The 25,293-nt window shown below is 72.1% G+C and carries 16 protein-coding genes; 12 read left to right on the top strand and 4 right to left on the bottom strand.

Annotated elements, in window-relative coordinates; genetic code table 11:
* The first annotated feature begins 97 nt into the window (after window positions 1-97).
* From mtnA to F8R89_RS14210, 7 genes are all read left to right on the top strand, one after another.
* Window positions 98-1,246: an S-methyl-5-thioribose-1-phosphate isomerase gene (mtnA, locus tag F8R89_RS14245; protein ID WP_151784329.1), complete on the top strand. Its 1,149-nt coding sequence runs from the start codon at window positions 98-100 to the stop codon at window positions 1,244-1,246.
* A 157-nt stretch (window positions 1,247-1,403) separates the two neighbouring features.
* Window positions 1,404-2,093, top strand: coding sequence for a two-component system response regulator MtrA (gene mtrA / locus F8R89_RS14240; RefSeq protein WP_015659998.1), 690 nt, complete (start codon window positions 1,404-1,406; stop codon window positions 2,091-2,093).
* Between the two features lies 1 nt (window position 2,094).
* On the top strand, window positions 2,095-4,173 hold the full coding sequence (gene mtrB / locus F8R89_RS14235) for an MtrAB system histidine kinase MtrB (RefSeq protein ID WP_151784328.1): 2,079 nt from the start codon (window positions 2,095-2,097) through the stop codon (window positions 4,171-4,173).
* The gene (locus F8R89_RS14230) at window positions 4,163-6,010 is read left to right on the top strand and encodes an LpqB family beta-propeller domain-containing protein (RefSeq protein WP_192806125.1); all 1,848 of its coding nucleotides are present in this window, start codon (window positions 4,163-4,165) and stop codon (window positions 6,008-6,010) included. Before mtrB ends, F8R89_RS14230 begins: the two co-directional genes overlap by 11 nt.
* A 302-nt stretch (window positions 6,011-6,312) precedes the next feature.
* On the top strand, window positions 6,313-7,332 hold the full coding sequence (locus F8R89_RS14225) for a ComF family protein (protein ID WP_151784327.1): 1,020 nt from the start codon (window positions 6,313-6,315) through the stop codon (window positions 7,330-7,332).
* Window positions 7,333-7,647: 315 nt separating this feature from the next.
* Entirely contained in the window at window positions 7,648-8,340 is a 693-nt protein-coding gene (gene hpf, locus F8R89_RS14215; protein WP_151784325.1) for a ribosome hibernation-promoting factor, HPF/YfiA family, read from the top strand.
* A gap of 199 nt (window positions 8,341-8,539) precedes the next feature.
* Window positions 8,540-9,286 carry a response regulator gene (locus F8R89_RS14210; RefSeq protein WP_151784324.1) on the top strand — a complete coding sequence of 249 codons (747 nt, stop codon included), beginning with the start codon at window positions 8,540-8,542 and terminating at the stop codon, window positions 9,284-9,286.
* 25 nt (window positions 9,287-9,311) lie between these two features.
* On the opposite strand, the gene F8R89_RS14205 is transcribed toward F8R89_RS14210, so the two are convergent.
* Together F8R89_RS14205 and F8R89_RS14200 are read right to left on the bottom strand one after the other, a co-directional pair.
* Window positions 9,312-10,484 (bottom strand): winged helix-turn-helix domain-containing protein, encoded by a 1,173-nt coding sequence (locus F8R89_RS14205; RefSeq protein ID WP_151784323.1) that lies wholly within the window; start codon window positions 10,482-10,484, stop codon window positions 9,312-9,314.
* A 73-nt stretch (window positions 10,485-10,557) separates the two neighbouring features.
* Entirely contained in the window at window positions 10,558-11,139 is a 582-nt protein-coding gene (locus F8R89_RS14200) for a GNAT family N-acetyltransferase (protein ID WP_151784322.1), read from the bottom strand.
* Between the two features lie 296 nt (window positions 11,140-11,435).
* On the opposite strand from F8R89_RS14200, the gene secA reads away from it, so the two are divergent.
* On the top strand, window positions 11,436-14,285 hold the full coding sequence (gene secA / locus F8R89_RS14195) for a preprotein translocase subunit SecA (protein ID WP_151784321.1): 2,850 nt from the start codon (window positions 11,436-11,438) through the stop codon (window positions 14,283-14,285).
* A 1,056-nt stretch (window positions 14,286-15,341) separates the two neighbouring features.
* Here the strand turns inward: secA and F8R89_RS14190 are convergent.
* The gene (locus F8R89_RS14190; RefSeq protein WP_151784320.1) at window positions 15,342-15,914 is read right to left on the bottom strand and encodes an Rv3235 family protein; all 573 of its coding nucleotides are present in this window, start codon (window positions 15,912-15,914) and stop codon (window positions 15,342-15,344) included.
* 335 nt (window positions 15,915-16,249) lie between these two features.
* Between F8R89_RS14190 and F8R89_RS14180 the strand changes: the two genes are divergently transcribed.
* Together F8R89_RS14180 and F8R89_RS14175 are read left to right on the top strand one after the other, a co-directional pair.
* A complete protein-coding gene (locus F8R89_RS14180; protein ID WP_151784319.1) occupies window positions 16,250-16,762 on the top strand; it encodes a DUF6912 family protein in 513 nt (170 codons plus the stop codon).
* A 46-nt stretch (window positions 16,763-16,808) separates the two neighbouring features.
* Window positions 16,809-17,474, top strand: a complete 666-nt coding sequence (locus F8R89_RS14175; RefSeq protein WP_151784318.1) for an HAD family hydrolase — start codon at window positions 16,809-16,811, stop codon at window positions 17,472-17,474.
* A 42-nt stretch (window positions 17,475-17,516) separates the two neighbouring features.
* Here the strand turns inward: F8R89_RS14175 and F8R89_RS14170 are convergent, their stop codons facing one another.
* A complete protein-coding gene (locus F8R89_RS14170) occupies window positions 17,517-18,083 on the bottom strand; it encodes a DJ-1/PfpI family protein (RefSeq protein ID WP_151784317.1) in 567 nt (188 codons plus the stop codon).
* 670 nt (window positions 18,084-18,753) lie between these two features.
* Between F8R89_RS14170 and F8R89_RS14165 the strand changes: the two genes are divergently transcribed.
* Complete coding sequence (locus tag F8R89_RS14165) at window positions 18,754-23,688, top strand: NAD-glutamate dehydrogenase (protein ID WP_151784316.1); 4,935 nt, start codon at window positions 18,754-18,756, stop codon at window positions 23,686-23,688.
* A 133-nt stretch (window positions 23,689-23,821) separates the two neighbouring features.
* Window positions 23,822-25,288, top strand: a complete 1,467-nt coding sequence (locus F8R89_RS14160; RefSeq protein ID WP_151788122.1) for a hypothetical protein — start codon at window positions 23,822-23,824, stop codon at window positions 25,286-25,288.
* Window positions 25,289-25,293 lie beyond the last annotated feature (5 nt).

The following is a 25,293-nucleotide window of genomic DNA, read 5'->3' as shown; positions in this document are numbered from 1 at the left end:
CGGCAGCCATCGTGCCATGGGGGCACCGGGGAGGTACCCGCCGAGGTGTGGCCTGCTTCCCTTCAATTGTCCGCCGGATGCGGGGCAGACTGACGGCATGGCTGATCAGTACGCGCATTCCGGCGGGGACGACAGGCCGGCCGAGATACCGGCGATCCGGTGGGACGAGCGGCCGGAGGGCCCGGTCGTGGTCCTGCTGGACCAGACGAGACTGCCCGCGGAGGAGGTCGAGCTGGTGTGCACGGACGCCTCCGTGCTGGTGGAGGCGATCCGTTCGCTGGCCGTGCGGGGGGCGCCGCTGCTCGGGATCGCCGGGGCCTACGGGGTCGCGCTCGCCGCCGCGCGCGGGTTCGACGTGGACGCCGCGGCCGACGAGCTGGCGGGTGCCCGTCCGACCGCCGTGAACCTGGCGCTCGGGGTCCGCAGGGCGCGGGACGCCTACCGTGCCGAGTCGGCGGCGGGCGGTGACGCGCGGCGGGCGGCGTCGGCGGCGCTCGGGGCGGCGCGGGCGCTGCACGCGGAGGACGCCGAGGCGAGCGCCAGGATGGCCGAGCGGGGACTGGCCCTGCTGGACGAGCTGCTGCCGGGCGGTGGGCATCGCGTCCTCACGCACTGCAACACCGGGGCGCTGGTGTCGGGTGGTGAGGGCACCGCGTTCGCGGTGGCGCTCGCGGCACACCGGGCGGGGCGGCTGAGGCGGCTGTGGGTGGACGAGACGCGGCCGCTGCTGCAGGGGGCGCGGCTGACGGCGTACGAGGCGGCGCGCACCGGGATGGCGTACACGCTGCTCACGGACAACGCGGCGGGTTCGCTGTTCGCGGCGGGTGAGGTGGACGCGGTGCTGATCGGGGCGGACCGGATCGCGGCCGACGGCTCGGTGGCGAACAAGGTCGGGAGCTATCCGCTCGCGGTGCTGGCGCGGTACCACCATGTGCCGTTCATCGTGGTGGCGCCGCTGACGACGGTGGATCCGGCGACGCCGGACGGGGCGTCCATCGAGGTGGAGCAGCGGGCCGGGGCCGAGGTGACGGAGTTCGCGGTGCCGCAGGCGCCGGTCGTGGGCGGGCCGGGCGGCGGGATTCCCGTCGCGCCGCTGGGGACGCAGGCGTACAACCCGGCGTTCGACGTGACGCCGCCGGAGCTGATCACGGCGATCGTGACGGAGGAGGGCACCGCGTCTCCTGTGACGGCCGAGGCGCTGACCCAGCTGTGCGCGAGGGCGGGGTCGACGGCGCGAACGACATGATCCAGCCGTAGCGACAGGGTGGGCAGAGGGGGTCAAACCCCTCCAAAGGTCACGCACTGTGTAGGGGACGAGGGCAGACAGTGCGGATGACCTACGACTAAGGTCGCTGGTCGGTGACCTATCTCACCACTGCCTTCGCCACCGTTATGAGAATGGGATGATGTCGTTTATGAAGGGACGAGTCCTTGTCGTCGACGACGACACCGCACTGGCCGAGATGCTCGGCATTGTGCTGCGTGGTGAAGGTTTTGAGCCGTCTTTCGTAGCCGACGGCGACAAGGCGCTGGCCGCATTTCGCGAGACCAAGCCCGATCTGGTGCTGCTCGATCTGATGCTTCCCGGCCGGGACGGCATCGAGGTCTGCCGCCTGATCCGGGCGGAGTCCGGCGTGCCGATCGTGATGCTGACGGCGAAGAGCGACACGGTCGACGTCGTCGTCGGCCTGGAGTCCGGCGCCGACGACTACATCGTGAAGCCGTTCAAGCCGAAGGAGCTCGTGGCCCGCATCCGGGCGCGGCTGCGGAGGTCGGAGGAGCCGGCACCCGAGCAGCTCGCCATCGGCGACCTGGTCATCGACGTGGCGGGGCACTCCGTGAAGCGGGACGGGCAGTCCATCGCGCTGACGCCGCTGGAGTTCGACCTGCTGGTCGCGCTGGCCCGCAAGCCGTGGCAGGTGTTCACGCGTGAGGTGCTGCTCGAGCAGGTCTGGGGCTACCGGCACGCGGCCGACACCCGGCTGGTCAACGTCCACGTCCAGCGACTGCGTTCCAAGGTCGAGAAGGACCCCGAGCGCCCGGAGATCGTCGTGACCGTCCGTGGTGTCGGATACAAGGCAGGGCCGAGCTGACATGTCCCAGGACAGTGCCGCTACGGCCCCCGGTCGGACCGGGACCCGTCGGGAGCGGCCTGTCGGCCGGAAGACGGCGGGTTCCCGCTGGGGGCGGTTTCTGGAAGGCGGGCTGCTGCAGGGCGGGGTCCAGGGCAGCCCGGTCCTCCGTCTGCTGCTGCGCTGGGTGCGCCGGCCGTTGCTGCCGGTCATGCGGCTGTGGCGGCGCAACATCCAGCTCAGGGTCGTCGTCTCGACCCTGGTGATGTCGCTGGGCGTCGTCCTGCTGCTGGGTTTCGTCGTCATCGGGCAGGTCCGCAACGGCCTGCTCGACGCGAAGGTGAAGGCCTCGCAGAGCCAGGCGACCGGTGGGTTCGCGGCAGCCAAGCAGCGGGCCGACGAGTCCGCGGCGGGCTCCGCCGACGACGGTGCCGCCGCCGACGAGCGGTCCCGGCAGAACGTCATCCAGTGGATGAGCGACACCGTCTCGTCGCTGTCCAGCGGCGGTCAGGGCGCCTTCGAGGTCGTGACGCTGCCCGCCGCCGCGGGCAGTGAGACCGGGGGGCGCGGCCGGCGTGCCTCCGGCGGGGTCGACCCGACCGCGAGCGTGCCCGAGGCACTGCGGGAGCGGATCGACGGCACCACAGGCGTCTTCCAGAGCTACACCCGGATCGTCTACCAGCCGAGCGCCCACAAGGAGTCCCAGCCGGGCCTCGTGATCGGCAAGCAGGTCAGCGACCCCAACGGCGACCAGTACCAGCTGTACTACCTCTTCCCGCTCACGCAGGAGGAGAAGTCGCTGAGCCTGGTCAAGACGACGCTCGCGACCGCCGGGCTGTTCGTCGTCGTCCTCCTCGGGGCCATCGCGTGGCTCGTGGTGCGCCAGGTCGTCACGCCCGTCCGGATGGCGGCCGGCATCGCCGAGCGGCTGTCGGCCGGGCGGCTCCAGGAACGGATGAAGGTCACCGGCGAGGACGACATCGCCCGCCTGGGCGAGGCCTTCAACAAGATGGCGCAGAACCTCCAGGTGAAGATCCAGCAGCTGGAGGACCTGTCGCGGATGCAGCGCCGGTTCGTCTCCGACGTGTCGCACGAGCTGCGCACCCCGCTGACGACCGTCCGGATGGCGGCCGACGTCATCCACGAGGCGCGCGAGGACTTCGATCCGGTGACCGCGCGGTCGGCGGAGCTGCTGGCGGACCAGCTGGACCGGTTCGAGTCGCTGCTCGCCGACCTGCTGGAGATCAGCCGCTTCGACGCCGGTGCCGCCGCGCTGGAGGCCGAGCCGATCGACCTGCGGGAGGTCGTGCGGCGCGTCGTCAGTGGCGCCGAGCCGCTCGCCGAGCGCAAGGGCACCCGGATACGCGTGGCCGGTGACCAGCAGCCCGTCGTCGCCGAGGCGGACGCCCGCCGGGTGGAGCGCGTGCTGCGCAACCTGGTGGTCAACGCCGTCGAGCACGGCGAGGGCCAGGATGTCGTGGTCAAGCTGGCGGCGGCCGGCGGGGCGGTCGCGGTCGCGGTGCGCGACTACGGCGTAGGGCTCAAGCCCGGCGAGGCGACCCGCGTGTTCAGCCGCTTCTGGCGGGCCGACCCGGCCCGCGCGCGGACCACGGGCGGTACCGGACTGGGCCTGTCCATCGCGCTGGAGGACGCGCGGCTGCACGGCGGCTGGCTCCAGGCGTGGGGTGAGCCGGGCGGTGGCTCGCAGTTCCGGCTGACGCTGCCGCGTACGGCCGACGAACCGCTCCGAGGCTCACCGATACCCCTGGAACCGAAGGACTCGCGGCGCAACCGCGGCCTGGACGACGCCGGACTGCCCTCCGGGGGCAAGTCCGCGACCGTACCGGCCCAGCCGCAGGGCGAGCAGGGGGCGCTGCGGCCCGTGCGCGACCCGATAGCGCCGCGGCAGAGCGCGGCGCCCAAGGCCGACCCGACGGCGCTGCCCGGCAACGGGGCCCGGGTGGTGCCCCGGCCCGCGTCGGGCACGCGGCGGCTGGAGGACACCATCGGGGAGCAGCCCGGCGAGAGGGACGTGCCGGGCCAGGGGGCCGGGAAGGCCGGAGAGCCGGACAAGCAGGGGGAGACAACTCGTGGGCGCTGACCGCAAGCGGGCCGTCCGGCGGCACGGACCGGGGCGCGCGGCGGCCTTCGCGGCCTGCGGCGCCGTCCTGCTGGCCGGGTGTGCCTCGATGCCCGACAACGGTGATCTGCGCGGGGTGGAGTCCACACCGCGGCAGGAGGCGCAGGTGCGGGTCTTCGCCGTGCCGCCGCACGAGGACGCGTCGTACTCCGAGATCGTCACGGGCTTCCTGGAGGCGCTGACCAGCGACGACCCGGACTACGAGATAGCCCGCAAGTACCTGACCCCGCAGGCGTCGGCCAAATGGCACCCGCTGCGGTCCACGACCGTGCTCGCCGACGGCCCCGGCGCCCAGCCCGACCGGCTGAGCCGGGAGGAGACGGACAGCCTGTCGTACACGCTGACCGGCACCCGCGTCGCCACGGTGGACGCGGAGCAGTCGTACGCGCCCGCCGACGGCGACTACCGCGAGAGCATGCACCTCGTCCGGGACAAGAAGACCCGTCAGTGGCGCATCGACGTGCCGCCGCGCGGCGTCGTCATGGGCCGGTCGGACTTCCAGCGCAACTACCTGTCGGTCGACCGCTACTACTTCGCCACGGACACCAGTGCCGGGACGGCCCCGCACACGGCGGCCGTCGCCGATCCCGTCTATGTGCGCAGGAACGTCGACCCGGTGACCGAGGCGGTGCGCTCGCTGCTCCGCGGCCCCACACGCTGGCTCGACCCGGTGGTCCGCTCCAGCTTCCCGACCGGTACGGCGCTGCGGAACGCCTCGGAGTCGCTGACGCCGGACGACCAGAACAAGCTGACGGTGCCGCTGAACGGCAAGGCGGCGCGGGTCGGCGTGGACAAGTGCCGGGAGATGGCCGCCCAGCTGCTGTTCACCCTCCAGAACCTCACGCCCACCATGGACGAGGTCGAACTGCGCGCGGGTGACCGGCAGCTGTGCCGCCTCACCTCGGAGGACGCCGAGGACATCGCCGTGCGCGGCTCCGTGAAGCGCGCCGACTACCTGTACTTCCTCAACGACAAGCACCGGCTGGTCCGGCTGGCGGCGGCGACCGCCGACAGTGAGCCCACCCCGGTGCCGGGCGCCCTCGGGGAGGACGTGCAGCTGGGGTCGGCGGCCGTCGCGCGCGACGAGGACATGGCGGCCGGGGTCGGACTCGACGGCAAGAACCTGTACGTCGGGGCGCTGGTGTCGGGCGGTCCGCTCGGGGAGCCCGAGCTGACCAGCGCCGGTCCGTCGGCCGGGAAGCGGCTGTCGGCGCCCAGCTGGGACGCGCGGGGCGACCTGTGGGTGGCCGACCGCGACCCCGGCAAGCCGCGGCTGCTCCTGCTGAGGAAGGGCGTCGACGACCCGGTCGAGGTGAAGACCCCGCCCGGTCTCGAGGGCCGGATCGAGTCGGTCCGGGTGGCCGCCGACGGTGTGCGTGTCGCGCTCGTCGTGAAGGACGGCGAGAAGTCCTCCCTGCTCATCGGGCGGATCGAGCGAGGCGACGACGGAGGGGCCGACGGGGCCGGCGACGGCTCCGGGGTGTCCGTGCACGAACTGCGCTCCGCGGCACCCGAGTTGGAGGAGATCACGGCCATGTCCTGGGCCGGGGACAGCCGGCTCGTCGTGGTCGGCCGTGAGAAGGACGGCGTGCAGACGATGCGGTACGTGCAGGTGGACGGCTCCACGCCGGAGGGGCCCGCGCCGGCGGCCCTCAGCGGCGTCAAGGAGATCACCGCGTCCGAGGACGCGCGGCTGCCGCTGGTCGGGTACTCGGAGGACGGGATCGTCCGGCTGCAGTCCGGGACGCAGTGGCAGAAGGTCGCCGCGGACGGGACGGCGCCGGTCTATCCGGGCTGAGCCGTGTGTGCCCGCTCGGTTTTCCGGGCGGGCGCCGGGGCAGGGGACCGGTGCGGGCTTTTGTGTGCGGGGCGGTGGTATTCGCCCTGGACGGTTTGCGCGCGGGCCCGGTGGGTTTTCCCGGGCGCGCCCGTCGTTTCTTCCGGCGTGCTCATGAGCGGTGCTCATTCCGATTCGTTGTGCGGTGAACGGAATTCGGCTTCCGCCGGTGGAAAACCGGTTCCGGGCGTGGCTCTTGTTTTTCCACAGGCGGTTATCCACAGGGGTGGCCGGTCCCTGCCCGTCTTGGCAGAGTGGAGGCCATGCGGGGGTGGTGGCAGGACCTCACGGATCTGGTGCTGCCGGCCGAGTGCGGAGGCTGCGGGAAGCCTCGTACGGTGCTCTGCCCGGAGTGCCGTGCCGTCCTGACCGGGACCGCGCCGAGCCGGGTGCGACCGGTGCCGGAGCCGCCCGGACTGCCCGAGGTGCACGCGGCGGCCCGGTACACGGACGAGGTGCGGGCCGTGCTGCTGGCCCACAAGGAACGCGGCGCGCTGGCCCTTGCGGCACCGCTCGGAGCGGCGCTGGCGTGGGCCGTGCGGGCGGGGCTGCGGGAGAGCCGGGACGCCGGCGGTGCGGGGCTGCGTGAGAGCCGGGGTGCCTGCCGTGCGGGGGCGTCCGTCCGGGCCGGCGGGGACGGTTCCGTGCTGCTCGTGCCCGTCCCGTCCGCGCGGGCGGCGGCGCGGGCGCGGGGGCACGATCCCGCGCGGCGGATCGCGCTCGCGGCGGCGGGTGCGCTGCGGCGGACCGGGACGCCGGCGCGGGTGGCCGCCGTCCTGCGGCAGGCGCGCGGGGTGGCCGACCAGACGGGGCTCAGCTCCCGGCAGCGGCTGGTCAACCTCGCGGGCGCGCTCTCCGTCGTCCCCGGCGGCGGGCGGCTGCTCGCCGGTGCCGGGTCCGTGGTGCTCGTGGACGACCTGATGACGACGGGGGCGTCCCTGGCGGAGGCGGCGCGCGCCGTCCGGGAGGCGGTGGGGACCGGGCCGGCGGGCGGCGACCTGGGAATCCGCGCGGCCGGCGGCGGCTTTGGCCGAACGGAGGACGGCTCGCGCGCGTATGGAGGAGGGAACGAGGGGAACGGGGAGTTCGGTGACGCGTCCACGCCTGTGTATCGCGTGGGAAGCCGGGAAGGCAGAGGGGAAGACAGTGCGGGATCGACGGAGGGTGCGGTGCGGCGAACACGGGGCACGCCGGGAATCGACGGCCGCGGACGGGCCGGTTCCACGATCCGCGCGGCCGTGATCGCCGCCGCCCCTGATTCTTTCGAAATAAACCGGAACTGACAGGGAAGTTGCATCGTTGCAGGTGACGAGAGGATCAATTCACCTGAACGGAGGTACACGGTAGTAGAGGGTGACGACATCCCTCCGGGCGAGATATGTTCGGTTGTGAGGGAAAGCCGCAGGCCATCCCCGCAGTATCCGAATGCCGTGCCGTGGGTTTTCAACCATCACCCTCGGCCATGGGGTGGAGATCTTGCCCATGGGGGAGGAGGAGGTGGAAGTCGCCGAGTCCGAGGTTCCGGGGCCTACCGGAGCCTGGTGCAAAAGGGAGATGCTCCGCCGTCGGAGCGGAGCGATCCGGGAACGGAGTTCTGCGTGGACATCGTCGTCAAGGGCCGCAAGACCGAGGTGCCCGAGCGGTTCCGCAAGCACGTGGCCGAGAAGCTGAAGCTGGAGAAGATCCAGAGGCTCGATGCCAAGGTGATCAGCCTCGACGTCGAGGTGTCCAAGGAGCCCAACCCGCGACAGGCCGACCGCTGCGACCGGGTGGAGATCACCCTGCGTTCCCGCGGTCCGGTGATCCGGGCGGAGGCAGCGGCCAGCGACCCGTACGCGGCGCTCGACCTCGCGGCGGAGAAGCTGGACGCCCGGCTGCGCAAGCAGCACGACAAGCGGTTCTCGCGCCGGGGCGCACGCCGGATCTCGGCGGCCGAGGTGCCCGACCACGTCCCCGGTGCCGCCACGCTCAACGGCAACGGGCAGGCCTTCGAGACCGAAGAGCCGGACGCGATTCCCACCAAGAAGATCGGCTCGCTCGAGGTGAAGGGCGAAGGCCCGCTCGTCGTGCGCGAGAAGACCCACGTGGCCTCCCCGATGACTCTCGACCAGGCTCTCTACGAGATGGAGCTGGTCGGGCACGACTTCTACCTGTTCGTCGACTCCGAGACGAAGGAACCGAGCGTCGTCTACCGGCGTCACGCCTACGACTACGGCGTCATCCATCTGAGCACGGACCCGATGGTCACCGAGGCGCAAGCACCAGCGGCCGGTGGCACGCTGGGCGGCTGACCCACCCGGCCGACGGCTGAGCGGTGCCCCTGGAAGCGCGTGTGCGCCCCCAGGGGCACCGGTGTGCGACCAGTTCGCGCCCCGCACGTCACCGCAGTGTCGGCCAGGCATGGAATCATGACCGGACGGCCCAACCGATGGGCCACTGCCTTGGGTTGGCGATGGCATGCGACCAGCCACAGCCTCAGGGGGAGGAACCATGACGGACAGCTTCGGACCGATGCGGGACGAGGACGCCGACGGTCATGTCGTCGGCGCGGGCCCGGACGCGGGCTCTCCGCGCAAGGAGCCGATCAGAGTCCTCGTCGTGGACGACCACGCCCTGTTCCGCCGTGGACTGGAGATCGTGCTCGCCGCCGAGGAGGACATCCAGGTGGTGGGGGAGGCGGGCGACGGCGCCGAGGCCGTCGACAAGGCCGCCGACCTGCTGCCCGACATCGTGCTGATGGACGTCCGCATGCCCCGGCGGGGCGGCATCGAGGCCTGCACCTCCATCAAGGAGGTGGCCCCCAGCGCGAAGATCATCATGCTGACGATCAGCGACGAGGAGGCCGACCTCTACGACGCCATCAAGGCGGGCGCGACCGGCTACCTCCTCAAGGAGATCTCCACGGACGAGGTCGCCACCGCCATCCGCGCGGTGGCCGACGGGCAGTCCCAGATCAGCCCGTCCATGGCGTCGAAGCTGCTCACCGAGTTCAAGTCGATGATCCAGCGGACGGACGAGCGCCGGCTCGTGCCCGCGCCGCGGCTCACCGACCGGGAGCTGGAGGTGCTCAAGCTCGTCGCCACCGGGATGAACAACCGGGACATCGCCAAGGAGTTGTTCATCTCGGAGAACACCGTGAAGAACCACGTGCGCAACATCCTGGAGAAGCTGCAGCTGCACTCCCGGATGGAGGCCGTGGTGTACGCGATGCGGGAGAAGATCCTCGAGATCCGCTGACCCGGGCCCCGGACGGCCTCGCGGGTCACGCCATCAGGAGGGCCAGCTCCCTCGCGAGCGGTTCGCGTAGCTCCGGGGTGTCGACCCGCTCCACCCGCGCGTCCGTGCAGCCGACCCAGCCCGCCGCCTCGGCCAGCGCCTGCGCCACCGCCGGTACCGCCTTCGGGCCGGCCAGCGAGACCTGCTTCGCCACCAGGGTGCGGCCCTCCCGGGCCGGATCGACCCGGCCGACCAGACGGCCGCCGGCCAGGACCGGCATGGCGAAGTACCCGTGGACACGCTTCTGCCGGGGGACGTACGCCTCCAGACGGTGGGTGAAGCCGAAGATCCGCTCCGTGCGCGCCCGCTCCCAGATCAGCGAGTCGAACGGCGACAGCAAAGTCGTACGGTGACGGCCGCGCGGTGGTGTGCCGAGCGCCGCCGGGTCCGCCCAGGCCGGCTTGGCCCAGCCCTCCACCGTCACCGGCACCAGCCCCGAGTCGGCGATCACGGCGTCGACCTGCTCGCCCTTCAGCCGGTGGTAGTCGGCGATGTCCGCGCGGGTGCCCACCCCGAGCGCCTGACCGGCCAGGCCGACGAGCCGTCGCAGGCACTCGGCGTCGTCCAGCTCGTCGTGCAGCAGGGACGCGGGGATGGCCCGCTCGGCGAGGTCGTACAGGCGCTTCCAGCCGCGGCGCTCCACGCACACCACCTCGCCGTACATCAGGGCGCGCTCGACGGCGACCTTCGCGCCCGACCAGTCCCACCACTCGCTGGTGCGTTTGGCGCCGCCCAGCTCGGTCGCGGTCAGCGGGCCCTCCGCGCGGAGCTGCTTGATCACCTGGTCGTAGGCGCCCTCGGGGAGCTCGTGATGCCACTGCGGGCGGGCGCGGTAGGCGCGGCGCCGGAACGCGAAGTGCGGCCACTCCTCCACGGGCAGGATGCAGGCGGCGTGCGACCAGTACTCGAAGGCGTGCGTGTCGGTCCAGTAGGCGGCCTCGACCGTCTTGCGGCCGACGGCGCCCAGGCGGGCGTACGGGACGAGTTCATGGCTGCGGGCCAGCACGGAGATCGTGTCGAGCTGGACCGCGCCGAGGTGCCGCAGGACGCCGCGGACGCCGCCCCGGCGGTCGGGGGCGCCTAGGAAGCCCTGCGCGCGCAGCACGATGCGACGGGCCTCGTCGGCCGAGAGGTGGAGGGTGGGGCGCGGGGTCGTCATGGTGCGCACCTTAGGACGTGGCACTGACACTCGGGCGTGAACTGCGACGTCGTCGGGGACGGCCCCGGCGGGACTACGACGGCGGCCGGCGCGCGGGCAGATAGGGGGCCGTGGACGGCAGACCCAGGTCGGACGGGAGCAGGGAACCCACCCAGCAGTCGCGGCGCACGCCCTGGTGGATCAGGGCGGAGCGCAGGGTGCCCTCGACCGTGAAGCCGGCGCGCTCGGCGACCGCGCGGGAGGGCCCGTTGCCCGCCTCGGCGCGCCACTCCACGCGGTCCACGAGCAGATCGGAGAAGGCCCACCGGGACACGGCGAGCACCGCCTCCGTGACATAGCCGCGGCCGCGGTGCTTCTTGGTGCCCCAGTAGCCGATCTCGGCGGAGCTCATGGAACGCATCGTGAGGCCGATCATGCCGACCAGGTCCCCGTCGCGGGGGAGGAACAGCCCCCACGTGAACATCGAGCCGTTCCGCCAGCCCTCCGGGACCAGTTCGTGCGTGAAGCTGTGGGCGTGCTCGCGCAGATAAGGGGACGGGATGGTCGTCCAGCGCTGGATGTCGGGGTCCTGGGCGGCCTCGTACACGGCATCGGTGTCGCCCGGGCCGACCGTGCGCATCAGGAGGCGGCCGGTGGTGAGCGTGGCGGGTTCCATCGGCCGATTCTCCTCAAAGGCCCCCACGGCGCGCCATCCGAATACGCGGCGGAGGAGCGGGACACGGGCGCGGGGAGTGAGCGCGCGACCGCGTTCGGCACAATTCAGCGGCGGAACGCGGCACCATCCGACACCCCCGGCCGTTGTCCCTTTGACGGACATTCGAAGGAGCGGAGGCCCGGCGCCCCCGGCAGGCTCCCGGCGCGGCGGGGTCCTCGCATACGATGGCCGTTGCTCAGTCACGTCAGAAGGAAAACCGACCGTCCCAGGCCCGACCGGCAAGGAGACCAACCCCCGTGTCCGTCCTCTCGAAGATCATGCGTGCAGGCGAAGGTAAGATCCTGCGCAAGCTGCACCGCATCGCGGACCAGGTCAACTCCATCGAAGAGGACTTCGTCGACCTCTCCGACGCCGAGCTGCGGGCCCTCACCGATGAGTACAAGCAGCGCTACGCCGACGGCGAGACGCTGGACGACCTGCTGCCCGAGGCGTTCGCCACCGTGCGCGAGGCGGCCAAGCGCGTCCTGGGCCAGCGTCACTACGACGTGCAGATCATGGGTGGCGCGGCGCTCCACCTCGGCTACGTGGCCGAGATGAAGACCGGTGAGGGCAAGACGCTCGTCGGCACGCTGCCCGCGTACCTGAACGCGCTGTCCGGCGAGGGCGTCCACCTCATCACGGTCAACGACTACCTGGCCGAGCGCGACTCCGAGATGATGGGCCGCGTCCACAAGTTCCTGGGCCTGAGCGTCGGCTGCATCCTCGCCAACATGACGCCGGCCCAGCGCCGCGAGCAGTACGCCTGCGACATCACCTACGGCACGAACAACGAGTTCGGCTTCGACTACCTCCGCGACAACATGGCGTGGTCGCAGGACGAGCTGGTCCAGCGCGGCCACAACTTCGCGATCGTCGACGAGGTCGACTCCATCCTCATCGACGAGGCCCGTACGCCGCTGATCATCTCCGGCCCGGCCGACCAGGCCACCAAGTGGTACGGCGACTTCGCCAAGCTGGTCACGCGCCTCAAGCGCGGCGAGCCCGGCAACCCGCTCAAGGGCCTCGAGGAGACCGGCGACTACGACGTCGACGAGAAGAAGCGCACCGTCGCCATCCACGAGTCCGGCGTCGCCAAGGTCGAGGACTGGCTGGGCATCGACAACCTCTACGAGTCGGTCAACACCCCTCTGGTGGGCTACCTGAACAACGCCATCAAGGCGAAGGAGCTCTTCAAGAAGGACAAGGACTACGTCATCATCGACGACGAGGTCATGATCGTCGACGAGCACACCGGACGTATCCTCGCCGGCCGCCGTTACAACGAGGGCATGCACCAGGCCATCGAGGCCAAGGAGGGCGTGCCGATCAAGGACGAGAACCAGACCCTCGCCACGATCACCCTCCAGAACTTCTTCCGCCTGTACAAGCGGCACGACCACAACGGCAAGGAGATGCCGGGCCTGTCCGGCATGACCGGTACGGCGATGACCGAGGCCGCCGAGTTCCACCAGATCTACAAGCTCGGCGTGGTGCCCATCCCGACGAACCGGCCGATGGTCCGCAAGGACCAGTCCGACCTGATCTACCGCACCGAGGTCGCGAAGTTCGAGGCGGTCGTCGACGACATCGTCGAGAAGCACGAGAAGGGCCAGCCGATCCTCGTCGGCACGACGTCGGTCGAGAAGTCCGAGTACCTGTCGCAGCAGCTCAGCAAGCGCGGTGTGCAGCACGAGGTGCTCAACGCCAAGCAGCACGACCGTGAGGCGATCATCGTCGCCCAGGCCGGGCGCAAGGGCGCGGTCACCGTGGCCACCAACATGGCCGGCCGTGGTACCGACATCAAGCTCGGCGGCAACCCCGAGGACCTCGCCGAGGCCGAGCTGCGCCAGCGGGGCCTCGACCCGGAGGAGCACATCGAGGAGTGGGCGCACTATCTGCCGGCCGCCCTGGAGCGGGCCGAGCAGGCGGTGAAGGCCGAGAAGGAAGAGGTCGAGAAGCTCGGCGGCCTCTACGTCCTCGGTACCGAGCGGCATGAGTCGCGCCGGATCGACAACCAGCTGCGCGGTCGTTCCGGCCGTCAGGGCGACCCGGGTGAGTCCCGCTTCTACCTGTCCCTCGGTGACGACCTGATGCGCCTGTTCAAGGCCCAGATGGTCGAGCGCGTGATGTCCATGGCGAACGTGCCGGACGACGTGCCGATCGAGAACAAGATGGTCACGCGCGCGATCGCCTCCGCGCAGTCGCAGGTCGAGACGCAGAACTTCGAGACCCGTAAGAACGTCCTGAAGTACGACGAGGTCCTCAACCGCCAGCGCGAGGTCATCTACGGCGAGCGCCGCCGCGTCCTGGAGGGCGAGGACCTGCAGGAGCAGGTGCAGCACTTCATGGACGACACGATCGACGCCTACGTCGCCGCGGAGACCGCCGAGGGCTTCGCCGAGGAGTGGGACCTGGACCGGCTGTGGGGCGCCTTCAAGCAGCTCTACCCGGTGAAGGTCACCATCGAGGAGCTGGAGGAGGCGGCCGGCGACCGTGCCGGGCTCACCGCGGACTTCATCGCCGAGTCCATCAAGGACGACATCCGCGAGCAGTACCAGGCGCGTGAGGCGCAGCTCGGCTCCGAGATCATGCGGGAGCTGGAGCGCCGGGTCGTGCTGTCGGTCCTGGACCGCAAGTGGCGCGAGCACCTCTACGAGATGGACTACCTCCAGGAGGGCATCGGCCTGCGCGCGATGGCGCAGAAGGACCCGCTGGTCGAGTACCAGCGCGAGGGCTTCGACATGTTCACCGCCATGATGGAGGGCATCAAGGAGGAGTCCGTCGGCTACCTGTTCAACCTGGAGGTCCAGGTCGAGCAGCAGGTCGAGGAGGTCCCGGTCGAGGACACCAAGCCGGTGGCGGACCTGGAGAAGCAGGACGCGGTGCCCGCGCAGGCGGGTGCGCGCCCCGAGATCCGCGCCAAGGGCCTGGAGGCGCCGCGCCGTCCGGACCGGCTGCACTACACCGCGCCCAAGGTCGACGGCGAGGGTGACATCGTCGAGGGCGACTTCGACAACGGCGACGAGCCGGTGCGGTCCGAGGCCGACGGCCTCACGCGCGCGGAGCGCCGCAAGCAGGCGCGCGGCGGGCGCCGGCGCAAGAAGTAACCGGGACGCGTCTTGGCGGGCGCGACGGTCGGCAGGGCCGGGCCTCCTTCGGGAGGATCCGGCCCTTTGCCGTGTGTGGGCCGGGTGGGTCGGTTGGCGGCGGAGGGTCGGTGGCGTCCGCCCGGGCGCCCGCCACGCTCCGGGCGGCCTGGCCGCCCCTGCGCGCGGCCGTCCGCCGCTCTGAGGGCTCGGCCGGCGCATCGTGGGACCGCTTGCCTGGGGGCTGGTGCCCTTCCTCCGGTCGGGACGCCGCAGCCGGTCACCGATGCCCATGCCGGGGCGCCCTCGATCGGGCGCGCCGCGGCGGGCAGTCGGGCCCGGCGTGGGGGTACCGGGGCCCTATGGGCGGGCGCGCAGCCGCCGCCTGGCCTGTCCGGGTCGGCTGGCGCGTCGTGGGACGGCCGCGCGGAGCCGGTGCCCTTCCCAGGGCGGCACGCCCGCAGCCGGTCACCTGGCACCCTTGCCGGGGCGTCCCCAGGTCAGGCATGCGCGCGGGGGGGGGGGCGATCGGTCACTGGTGTGCCGATGCCGGGGTCCCGGACGGGTAGGTAGCCGCCGCCCGTCACGCCGCCTCGGCTGCCGCGTCGCGGTACGGCCGTGAGGGGCCTGGTCGGTGCCTGCCCCCAGGCCCGCACGCCGCAACGGTCACCGGCGCCCATGCCGGGCGCCCCGGTCCAGCACACCGCAGCCGTGGTCACCGGCGCCCAAGCCGGGTACGCCCCGGCCAAGCAGCCGCAACGGCCAGCGGCGCCCAAGCCGGGAGCCCCGGCCAAGCACGCCGCAGCCGGTCACCGGCGCCCCCGGCCGGGCACGCCCCGGCTTATGACCGGTGGCCAGCGCCGATGCTGTCGGGGGCGCCGCCGACACAGGCACGTCGCGGCGCGCGACCGGTCACCAGCGAGCGCTGCCGGGGCCCCGGCAAGGCAGGTCGCGGCGGGTGACCGGTCAGCGGTGACCGATGCCGGGCCCCCGGTCAGGCACGCCACGGCGCGCGACCGGTCAGCGGCGTGGCGATGACAAGGAGCCCCCGGTCAGGCAGCAGCCGTCCGCCCCCGCTCAGTCATCCTCCCCGCGTCGCCCCCTGGTCCCGCCCAGTTCCACCGCCGTGCAGCGCCAGCGGAGGTCGGGGCCCTGTTCGATGCGGAAGGCCATCGCGCGGAGTTGGTCGCCGGCGCCGATGCGGGCGAAGACCTCGACGGCGCCGGGGCGGGGTTCGAACCAGCCGAGGTCGCGGACGACCGGGCGGGTGCCGCGGGTGCGCAGGGGGCCGCGCTCGGCGAGGTGGGCGAGGTCGTCGTAGGCGCGGCCCGCGGTGTGGCGGAGCATCGAGTGCACGGGGCGCTGGCCGCTCAGGACGAGGAGCAGGCGGTCGGCGAAGACGTCCGTGGGCCGGGGGACGGCCGTTCCCGCGCTCGGTGCGGTGGCCGGGCGGCCGTCCGCGGGGCGGGTGCGGGACCGGGGCGGGGTGCTGCCGGGGGAGCCCGGGGGCCGGGCGCCCGGGGACGTCGTACGGGAGGTGCCGCCGCTCGGTGTGCGGGGCGGGGAGCCGGCGGGGCGGCGGGTGTCACGGCGGGACGGCGGGCGGCTGCCGGGGCGGTGCTGGGCGGTCCTGGTCATGACCTTGTTCATGGAGTCCCCGATCGGCGGGCCCGGTGCATACCGGGCGGTAACTTCGTGCTCGCTGATCTTGTATGGGGTCGTCCGGGGCGGCGGCAAGGAAGCGGGAGCCCGGGTCGGAGCGGCGGGAAGGTTCACCTATCAGGGTGAGGTGGGGGTGCAAGGGCCCGTGCCGGCGGGGCGGCACCGGGTGAATCGGCGGACGGGGGTGGACGTGAGGGGGAGAGGTGAGGGGGACTCGAAAGGGGACGCCCCCACGTATCCTGGTGGCCGCCTCGGACGGCGTGGAAACGGCCCGCCCGAGGTGCTGTCGAGCCACCCGAGCGAGTACGAGAAAGCGGTCAGTCATGCGCGTCTACGTCCCCCTGACCCTCCCCGCTCTCGCCGAGGCGCACAGGACGGGTGATCTGGGGGCCGGGCTCGTCGCGTACGCGGTCACCCCGGCGCTGCGCGAGTGGTATCTCTCCGATGACATCGAGGAGTTGGAGTACGCCGCGCTGAACCGGGCCGCCCTGGCCTCGCTGCGGCTGCTCGCGGCGGACCCGGGCGCGCGGCGCCGCCGGGTCGTGGTCGCCGTGGACGTGCCGGACAAGGCGGCCGTCGCCGACCCGGACCGGGGACTGGACCCGTCGGCGCTGGGCGAGGTGCGGGTCTCCGGGAGCGTGCGGCTGGCGAAGGCCGCCGCGGTGCACGTGGACGCCGACGACGCCGAGGCGGACGTGGCGGCGGCCGCGGCCGCGCTGCCGGCGGCGGACGGCGGGGACGACGACGCCCAGTTCGTCGTGGACGGCGCCGAGGACCACGAGCTGCTCTGGTACGCCACGCAGGAGATCCCGAACCTGGTCGGACTGGCGGACTGACCTGGCCCCCTCTTGATTGTCGGTGCGGCCGGGTACGGTTTTCGGCATGGGGAAGCAGTCAGGGGCGCACATCGTCTGGGACTGGAACGGGACGCTGTTCCACGACAACGACGCGATCATCGGGGCGACGAATGCGGCCTTCGGGGAGCTGGGGCTCGCCCCGATCACGATCGAGCAGTACCGGGCGCTGTACTGCGTACCGGTGCCGAAGTTCTACGAGCGGCTGCTCGGCCGGCTGCCGACGGAGGCCGAGTGGGAGGTCATGGACGTGACCTTCCACCGGTACTACGCGGAGCACCGGGTGTCGTGCGGGCTCACCGAGGGCGTGGCGGAGCTGCTGTCGGGCTGGCGGTCGGCGGGGCGCAGCCAGTCGATCCTCAGCATGTACGTGCACGACGAGCTGGTGCCGCTGGTGCGGCGGTTCGGCATCGAGGGGCACTTCCTGCGCGTCGATGGCCGGGTCGGGCCGTCCGGCGGCAGCAAGGCCGAGCACATGGTGCGGCACATCGAGGCGCTGGCGGGCGTGGACCCGACGCGCACGGTGGTGATCGGGGACGCCGCCGACGACGCGGTGGCCGCGCTGCACGTGGGCGCGCGGGCCGTGCTCTACACGGGCGGCTCGCACAGCCGGGCCAGCCTGGAGACGGTCGGCGTGCCGGTCGTGGACACGCTCGCGGAGGCCGTCGCCGAGGCGGAGCGGCTGGCCGCCTGAGGCGGCACCGGTGCCGGCCCCGCCCCACAGCGGTGGCGGGCCTCAGCTCACCGGCGCCTTCGCCCGCAGCACCGTGAGGAACTCGCGCATCCACGCGGAGTGGTCCGGCCAGGCGCGGGACGACACGAGGGTGCCGTCGACGACGGCCTCGGCGTCCTGGAAGGTGGCGCCCGCGGCCTGCATGTCCAGCTCCAGGGCCGGATAGGCCGTGACCCGGCGGCCGCGCAGGGTGTCGACCGCGGCGGTGACCAGGGGGCCGTGGCAGATCTGCGCGACCGGCTTGTCGGAGTCGAAGAACGACTTGAGGATCTTCCGCAGCTCGGGGTCGTTGCGCAGATACTCGGGCGCCCGGCCTCCCGGGATGACGACGGCCACGTAGGCGCCGGGGTCCACCTCGGAGAAGGCGAGGTCGGCCGGCCAGGTGTAGCCGGGTTTCTCGGTGTAGGTGTCGAATCCGGGTTCGAAGTCGTGCACGACGAACCGCAGCGTCTTGCGGGTGGGCGCCGCGATGTGGACCTCGTAGCCCTCCTCGCGCAGGCGCTGGTAGGGGTAGAGGACCTCCAGCGACTCCGCGGCGTCGCCGGTGACGATGAGGATCTTCGCTGTCATGCCGGGCTCCTCTCCTTGCCGGGCCGGCGGCTCCGTCCGGCCGGTCCCTGGGCAACGTGCCGCCGCGCGCGGGACGTGGCAAGACCGTGCGGCGGGGAGGCGACCGCTCTTTTCGGACGCGGGGCGCGAACGGACGGCCGGATTCCGGCGCCGTGGCCCGCTCCGGTGCCCGGAGCGTCTGCTCACCAGGCTGCCCCCGGGTGTCCCGCCCCGCCAGTTACGCCCCGCCCGCCCGGTTCGTCCCTGTGCAGAACGTCAAAGTTCACCCCCCGGTTTTGTACACATACGGCTCATGACGGGCCCCCTGTGCGGAGCGATAGCCTGGGTGGCGTGATCAGCGCGATAGCTCGCGGGGGCGACGATGCCCCTGCCCCGCGCCCGGCGACCACGGAGGACATCCGTGACCGGGCGCCGCTCGCTGGTCCTCACGGGCGGGAGGGGGGCGTACGGGCCCCCGGGACGAGATCGGTCCCCCGGGCCCGGGTGCCGCGGAGAGCGGCGTCACACCCCCTGGGCAGCTCAAGAATGGCTCATATACCCCCGCTCATCTCACCTCTCGGCATAGCGTCGAAGCAGACCGGACACCCCGCGTCGCGGCGTCACGCCGGAGGGGAAGAGACCGTACTTCCTTCAACGTCACGCAACGGCGCGCGACAGGAGCCAGAGGACAATGCAGACCAAGCTGGACGAAGCCAAGGCCGAGCTGCTCGAACGGGCCGCCCGGGTAGCTGAGAACAGCCCGGTCGGGGGGCACCTACCGACCGGGACCAAGGGCGAGGGCGGTTCCGGCACCCCGGACCACGACACGGTGCTCTCGTTCCTCCAGCGCTACTACCTGCACACCGCACCGGAGGACCTGCTCGACCGCGACCCGGTCGACGTCTTCGGAGCCGCTTTCTCGCACTACCGGCTGGCCGAGAACCGCCCGCAGGGCACGGCGAACGTCCGGGTCCACACGCCGACGGTCGAGGAGAACGGCTGGACCTGCAGCCACTCGGTCGTCGAGGTGGTCACCGACGACATGCCGTTCCTGGTGGACTCCGTCACCAACGAGCTGACCCGGCAGGGGCGGGGGATCCATCTGGTCATCCACCCCCTGGTCGTCGTCCGCCGCGACCTGACCGGCAAGCTCATCGAGGTGCTGCCCGCGGCGCCCGAGGGCGACCTGCCGCACGACACGCACATCGAGTCCTGGATCCACGTCGAGATCGACCGGGAGACGGACCGCGGCGACCTCAAGCAGATCACCGCCGACCTGCTGCGCGTCCTGTCCGACGTCCGCGAGGCCGTCGAGGACTGGAGCAAGATGCGGGACGCGGCCCTGCGCATGGCCGACGAACTGCCCCACGAGCCCCACTCCGACCTGCGCGAGCAGGAGATCGAGGAGGCCCGCGAGCTGCTGCGCTGGCTGGCCGACGACCACTTCACCTTCCTCGGCTACCGCGAGTACGAGCTGCGCGAGGACGACTCGCTGGCCGCCGTGCCGGGCACCGGCCTGGGCATACTGCGCTCGGACCCGCACCACTCCGAGAACGACGACCACCCGGTCAGCCCGTCCTTCGAGCGGCTGCCCGCCGACGCCCGCGCCAAGGCCCGCGAGCACAAGCTGCTCATCCTCACCAAGGCCAACAGCCGGGCCACCGTCCACCGGCCGTCGTACCTCGACTACGTCGGCGTGAAGAAGTTCGACGAGAACGGCGAGGTCGTCGGCGAGCGCCGCTTCCTGGGCCTGTTCTCCTCGGCCGCCTACACCGAGTCCGTGCGCCGCGTCCCCGTGATCCGCCGCAAGGTCGACGAGGTGCTCAGCGGCGCCGGCTTCTCCCCGCACAGCCACGACGGGCGCGACCTGCTCCAGATCCTGGAGACCTACCCGCGCGACGAGCTCTTCCAGACCCCGGTCGACGAGCTGCGGACCATCGCCACCTCGGTCCTCTACCTCCAGGAGCGCCGCCGGCTGCGGCTGTACCTGCGCCAGGACGAATACGGCCGCTACTACTCGGCCCTCGTCTACCTCCCCCGCGACCGCTACACCACCGGCGTACGCCTGCGGATCATCGACATCCTCAAGGAGGAGCTCGGCGGCATCAGCGTCGACTTCACCGCCTGGAACACCGAGTCGATCCTGTCCCGGCTGCACTTCGTGGTCCGCGTCCCGCAGGGCACCGAGCTGCCGCAGCTCTCCGACGCCGACAAGGAGCGCATCGAGGCCCGGCTGGTGGACGCCGCCCGGTCCTGGGCCGACGGCTTCGCCGACGCGCTGAACGCGGAACTCGGCGAGGAGCACGCCGCCGAACTGCTGCGCCGCTACGGCAACGCCTTCCCCGAGGGCTACAAGGCCGACCACTCCCCGCGCTCCGCGGTCTCCGACCTCGTCCACATCGAACAGCTCACCGAGGAGAAGGACTTCTCGCTGAGCCTGTACGAGCCGGTCGGCGCCGCCCCCGACGAGCGCCGCTTCAAGATCTACCGCAAGGGCTCCGCCGTCTCGCTGTCGGCCGTCCTGCCGGTGCTCAGCCGGCTCGGCGTCGAGGTCGTCGACGAGCGGCCCTACGAGCTGCGCTGCTCCGACCGCAGCGTCGCCTGGATCTACGACTTCGGCCTGCGCATGCCGAACCACGCCGCGGCCGCCGACTACGCGGGCGACGACGCGCGCGAGCGGTTCTCCGAGGCGTTCGCCGCCACGTGGACCGGCAAGGCCGAGAACGACGGCTTCAACGCCCTCGTGCTGAGCGCCGGGCTGACCTGGCGGCAGGCGATGGTGCTGCGGGCGTACGCCAAGTACCTGCGGCAGGCCGGGTCGACCTTCTCGCAGGACTACATGGAGGACACCCTCCGCCACAACGTCCACACCACCCGCCTCCTCGTCTCCCTGTTCGAGGCGCGGCTGTCGCCGGACCGCCAGCGCGCGGGCCGCGAGATCGTGGACGCGCTGCTCGAGGAGCTGGACGCGGCCCTGGACCAGGTGGCGAGCCTCGACGAGGACCGGATCCTGCGGTCCTTCCTCACCGTCATCAAGGCGACCCTGCGCACCAACTTCTTCCAGGCGGCGGCCGCGGGCGAGCCGCACGACTACGTCTCCATGAAGTTCGACCCGCAGGCCATCCCGGACCTCCCGGCACCCCGCCCGGCGTACGAGATCTGGGTGTACTCGCCGCGCGTCGAGGGCGTGCACCTGCGCTTCGGCAAGGTCGCGCGCGGCGGTCTGCGCTGGTCCGACCGCCGTGAGGACTTCCGCACGGAGATCCTCGGCCTGGTCAAGGCGCAGATGGTCAAGAACACCGTGATCGTGCCGGTCGGCGCCAAGGGCGGCTTCGTCGCCAAGCAGCTGCCCGACCCGGCCGTGGACCGGGACGCCTGGATGGCGGAGGGCATCGCCAGCTACCGCACGTTCATCTCGGCGCTGCTCGACATCACCGACAACATGGTGGCCGGCGAGGTCGTGCCCCCGGCGGACGTCGTCCGCCACGACGGGGACGACACCTACCTCGTCGTCGCCGCCGACAAGGGCACCGCGAAGTTCTCCGACATCGCCAACGAGGTCGCCGAGTCCTACGACTTCTGGCTCGGGGACGCGTTCGCCTCCGGCGGCTCGGCCGGCTACGACCACAAGGGCATGGGCATCACCGCCCGCGGCGCCTGGGAGTCCGTCAAGCGGCACTTCCGCGAGCTCGGCGTCGACACGCAGAGCGAGGACTTCACGGTCGTCGGCATCGGCGACATGTCCGGTGACGTGTTCGGTAACGGCATGCTGCTCAGCGAGCACATCCGGCTGGTCGCCGCCTTCGACCACCGGCACATCTTCATCGACCCGAACCCGGACGCGGCGACCTCCTACGCCGAGCGCCGGCGCCTGTTCGAGCTGCCGCGCTCCAGCTGGGAGGACTACGACACCTCGCTGCTGTCGGCCGGTGGCGGCGTCTTCCCGCGCAGCGCCAAGGCCATCAGCGTCAACGCGCACATCCGCGAGGCCCTGGGCATCGAGGGCAAGGTCTCCAAGATGACCCCGGCCGAGCTGATGAAGGCCATCCTCCAGGCCCCGGTGGACCTGCTGTGGAACGGCGGCATCGGCACCTACGTCAAGGCCAGCACCGAGTCGAACGCCGACGTCGGCGACAAGGCCAACGACGCCATCCGCGTCGACGGCGCCGACCTGCGCGTCAAGGTCGTCGGCGAGGGCGGCAACCTGGGCCTGACCCAGCTCGGCCGCATCGAGTTCGCGCGCCAGGGCGGCCGGATCAACACCGACGCCATCGACAACAGCGCGGGCGTGGACACCTCCGACCACGAGGTGAACATCAAGATCCTGCTCAACGGCCTGGTCGCCGACGGCGACATGACGGTCAAGCAGCGCAACAAGCTGCTCGCCGAGATGACGGACGAGGTCGGCCGCCTGGTCCTGCGCAACAACTACGCGCAGAACACGGCGATCGCCAACGCCCTCGCCCAGTCCAAGGACATGCTCCACGCCCAGCAGCGCTTCATGAAGCACCTGGTCAGGGAGGGGCACCTGGACCGTGCGCTGGAGTTCCTGCCCACGGACCGGCAGATCCGCGAACGCCTGAGCCACGACCACGGCCTGACCGGCCCCGAGACGGCCGTGCTGATGGCGTACACGAAGATCACGGTCGCCGAGGAGCTGCTGCACACCTCGCTGCCGGACGACCCGTATCTGAGCACGCTGCTGCACTCCTACTTCCCGACGGCGCTGCGCGAGCGGTTCCCCGAGCACCTCGTCAGCCACCCGCTGCGCCGTGAGATCACCACGACCGTCCTGGTCAACGACACGGTCAACACGGGCGGTACGACGTATCTGCACCGGCTGCGCGAGGAGACCGGGGCCTCCCTGGAGGAGATCGTCCGGGCGCAGACCGTGGCCCGCGCGATCTTCCGCCAGGCGGAGGTGTGGGACGCGGTCGAGGCCCTCGACAACAAGGTCGAGGCCGCCGTCCAGACCCGGATCCGGCTGCACTCGCGGCGCCTGGTCGAACGCGGCACGCGCTGGCTGCTGAACAACCGGCAGCAGCCGCTCGCCCTCGCCGACACCATCGACTTCTTCGCCGACCGGGTGGAGCAGGTCTGGTCGCAGCTGCCGAAGCTGCTGCGCGGCGCCGACCTGGACTGGTACCAGCAGATCCACGACGAGCTGACCGACGCCGGGGTGCCCGTCGAACTGGCCCAGCGGGTCGCCGGGTTCTCCTCGGCCTTCCCGACGCTCGACATCGTCTCGGTGGCCGACCGCATGGGCAAGGACCCGATGGACGTCGCCGAGGTCTACTACGACCTCGGTGACCGGCTGCACATCAGCCAGCTCATGGACCGGATCATCGAGCTGCCGCGGTCCGACCGCTGGCAGTCCATGGCCCGCGCCTCCATCCGCGAGGACCTGTACGCCGCCCACGCGGCGCTCACCTCGGACGTCCTGGCGGTCGGCGACGGCACCGCGACGCCCGAGCAGCGCTTCGAGGCCTGGGAGCGCAAGAACGCCGCGATCCTGAGCCGGGCCCGCACCACGCTGGAGGAGATCCGCGGCTCGGACTCCTTCGACCTGGCGAACCTCTCGGTGGCGATGCGCACCATGCGCACGCTGCTGCGGTCGCACACCTGATCCGCCCGGCCGCCTGAGGCGGACGCGCGGCGGAGCGCCCCGGACCCCACCGGTCCGGGGCGCTCCCGCATCCGGCCTCCCGCACAGCGGGCGAAACGGGAATTACAGTGCCCGTGTGAGCACGATCCGGGCCATGCCGCCGAAGGCGGCGGTCGTCGCGGGGGCCGCCGGCGCGCTGGTCCTCGTCCTGCTGCTCCTGGTGATCGTCCGGCTCCCGTGGGCCGGGGACCTCGGCATGCACGCGGCGACCGTCGAACGGCTGCGCCACAGCCTGGCCGACCCCGGCAACCCCCTGGTCGACGCGGACACGCCCAGCCCCTACTACTCGCCGTGGATGCTGGTCCTGGGCTGTGTGGCGCGGGTGACCGGGCTGTCCGTCTTCGTGGTGCTCCGGATCGGCGCGCTGGCCGGGCTGGCGCTGCTGGTCACCGGCGTCTGGCGGTACGTGCGGACGCTGACCGCCGACCGGGCGGCCCCCGCGCTCGCCCTGCTGTGCCTGGTCTTCCTGTGGGGGACGTCCCTGTTCGCGTGGAGCGGCTTCCTGGGGCTGAACTCCCTGGCGCTGACGGTGTCGTATCCGAGCGTGTTCGCGCTGGGGCTGGCCTTCCATCTGTGGGCGTGGCTGGCCGGGGCCGTGCGGGCGCGGGCCGGCTGGGGGGTGTGGCTCGGGCTCGGCGTGCTGTGGGCGGTGATCCTGCTCAGCCACCAGTTCTCCGGGGTCGTCGCCTCGCTCGGCGCCCTCGCCACGGTGGCCGCCGGGCGTCCGGGACGCGCGATGGCGGCACGGCTCGCGGGCGCCCTCGCGGTCGGCGCGCTGGTCCTGTGGGCGTGGCCGTACTACGACTTCTTCGCGCTGTTCGGGGCCGGGGCCGACCTGGAGTCGGTGCACCGGGGCCTGTACCGGGACCTGTTCGGCCGGTACTGGCTGGTGCTGCTCGGGGTGGCGGCGCTCGTACCGAGGTGGCGCAGGGACCGGCGCGATCCGCTGGTGCTGTTCTTCGGTCTCGGGGTGCTGGTCGTCGCGGCCGGCTGGCTGAGCGGGCACTACTCGTGGGGCCGGGCCCTGCCCGCCGTGGTGATCCCGGCGCAGCTCGCCGCCGCGCTCGCGGTCGCCGGTGCCCGGCCCGGCCGCCGGCGCACCGCCTGGGCGGCGGCCCTGACGGCGGCGCTGCTGGCCGGCGCGTGGACGCAGGCCGGCACGGTGGGCTACGTCGTGCCGCGCACCGCCCTGCCGGGCGCGGTCGCCGACAAGTACCGGGAGCCGTGGAACGGGTACCACTGGCTGACCCCGTGGGTGCGGTACGGCGACGTCGTCATGGCCCGCACCCTGCCCGCCCGGCAGATCCCGGCGTACGGCCCGTACACCGTGGCGCCCGGCTACCCCGACTTCTTCCTGCCCGACGAGGACCGGCGGGCGGCGGCCGTGCGGACGTACTTCGCGCCGGGCACCTCGCGGGAGGCGCGGCGCGCGATCGTGCGGGCGTACGGGGTGCGCTGGGTGGTGGACCGGGGGAGCACGGCCGGGGAAGGGCTGCGCAGGGTGGCCGACGGCCCGGACGGGCAGGTGCTGTACGAGGTGACGGCGCCCCCGGCCCGCTGACCGTC

The sequence above is a fragment of the Streptomyces sp. SS1-1 genome (assembly GCF_008973465.1).
Lineage (GTDB): Bacteria > Actinomycetota > Actinomycetes > Streptomycetales > Streptomycetaceae > Streptomyces.
Note: the sequence above shows the minus strand (reverse complement) of the source record. Positions and strands in the feature narration are given on the sequence as shown.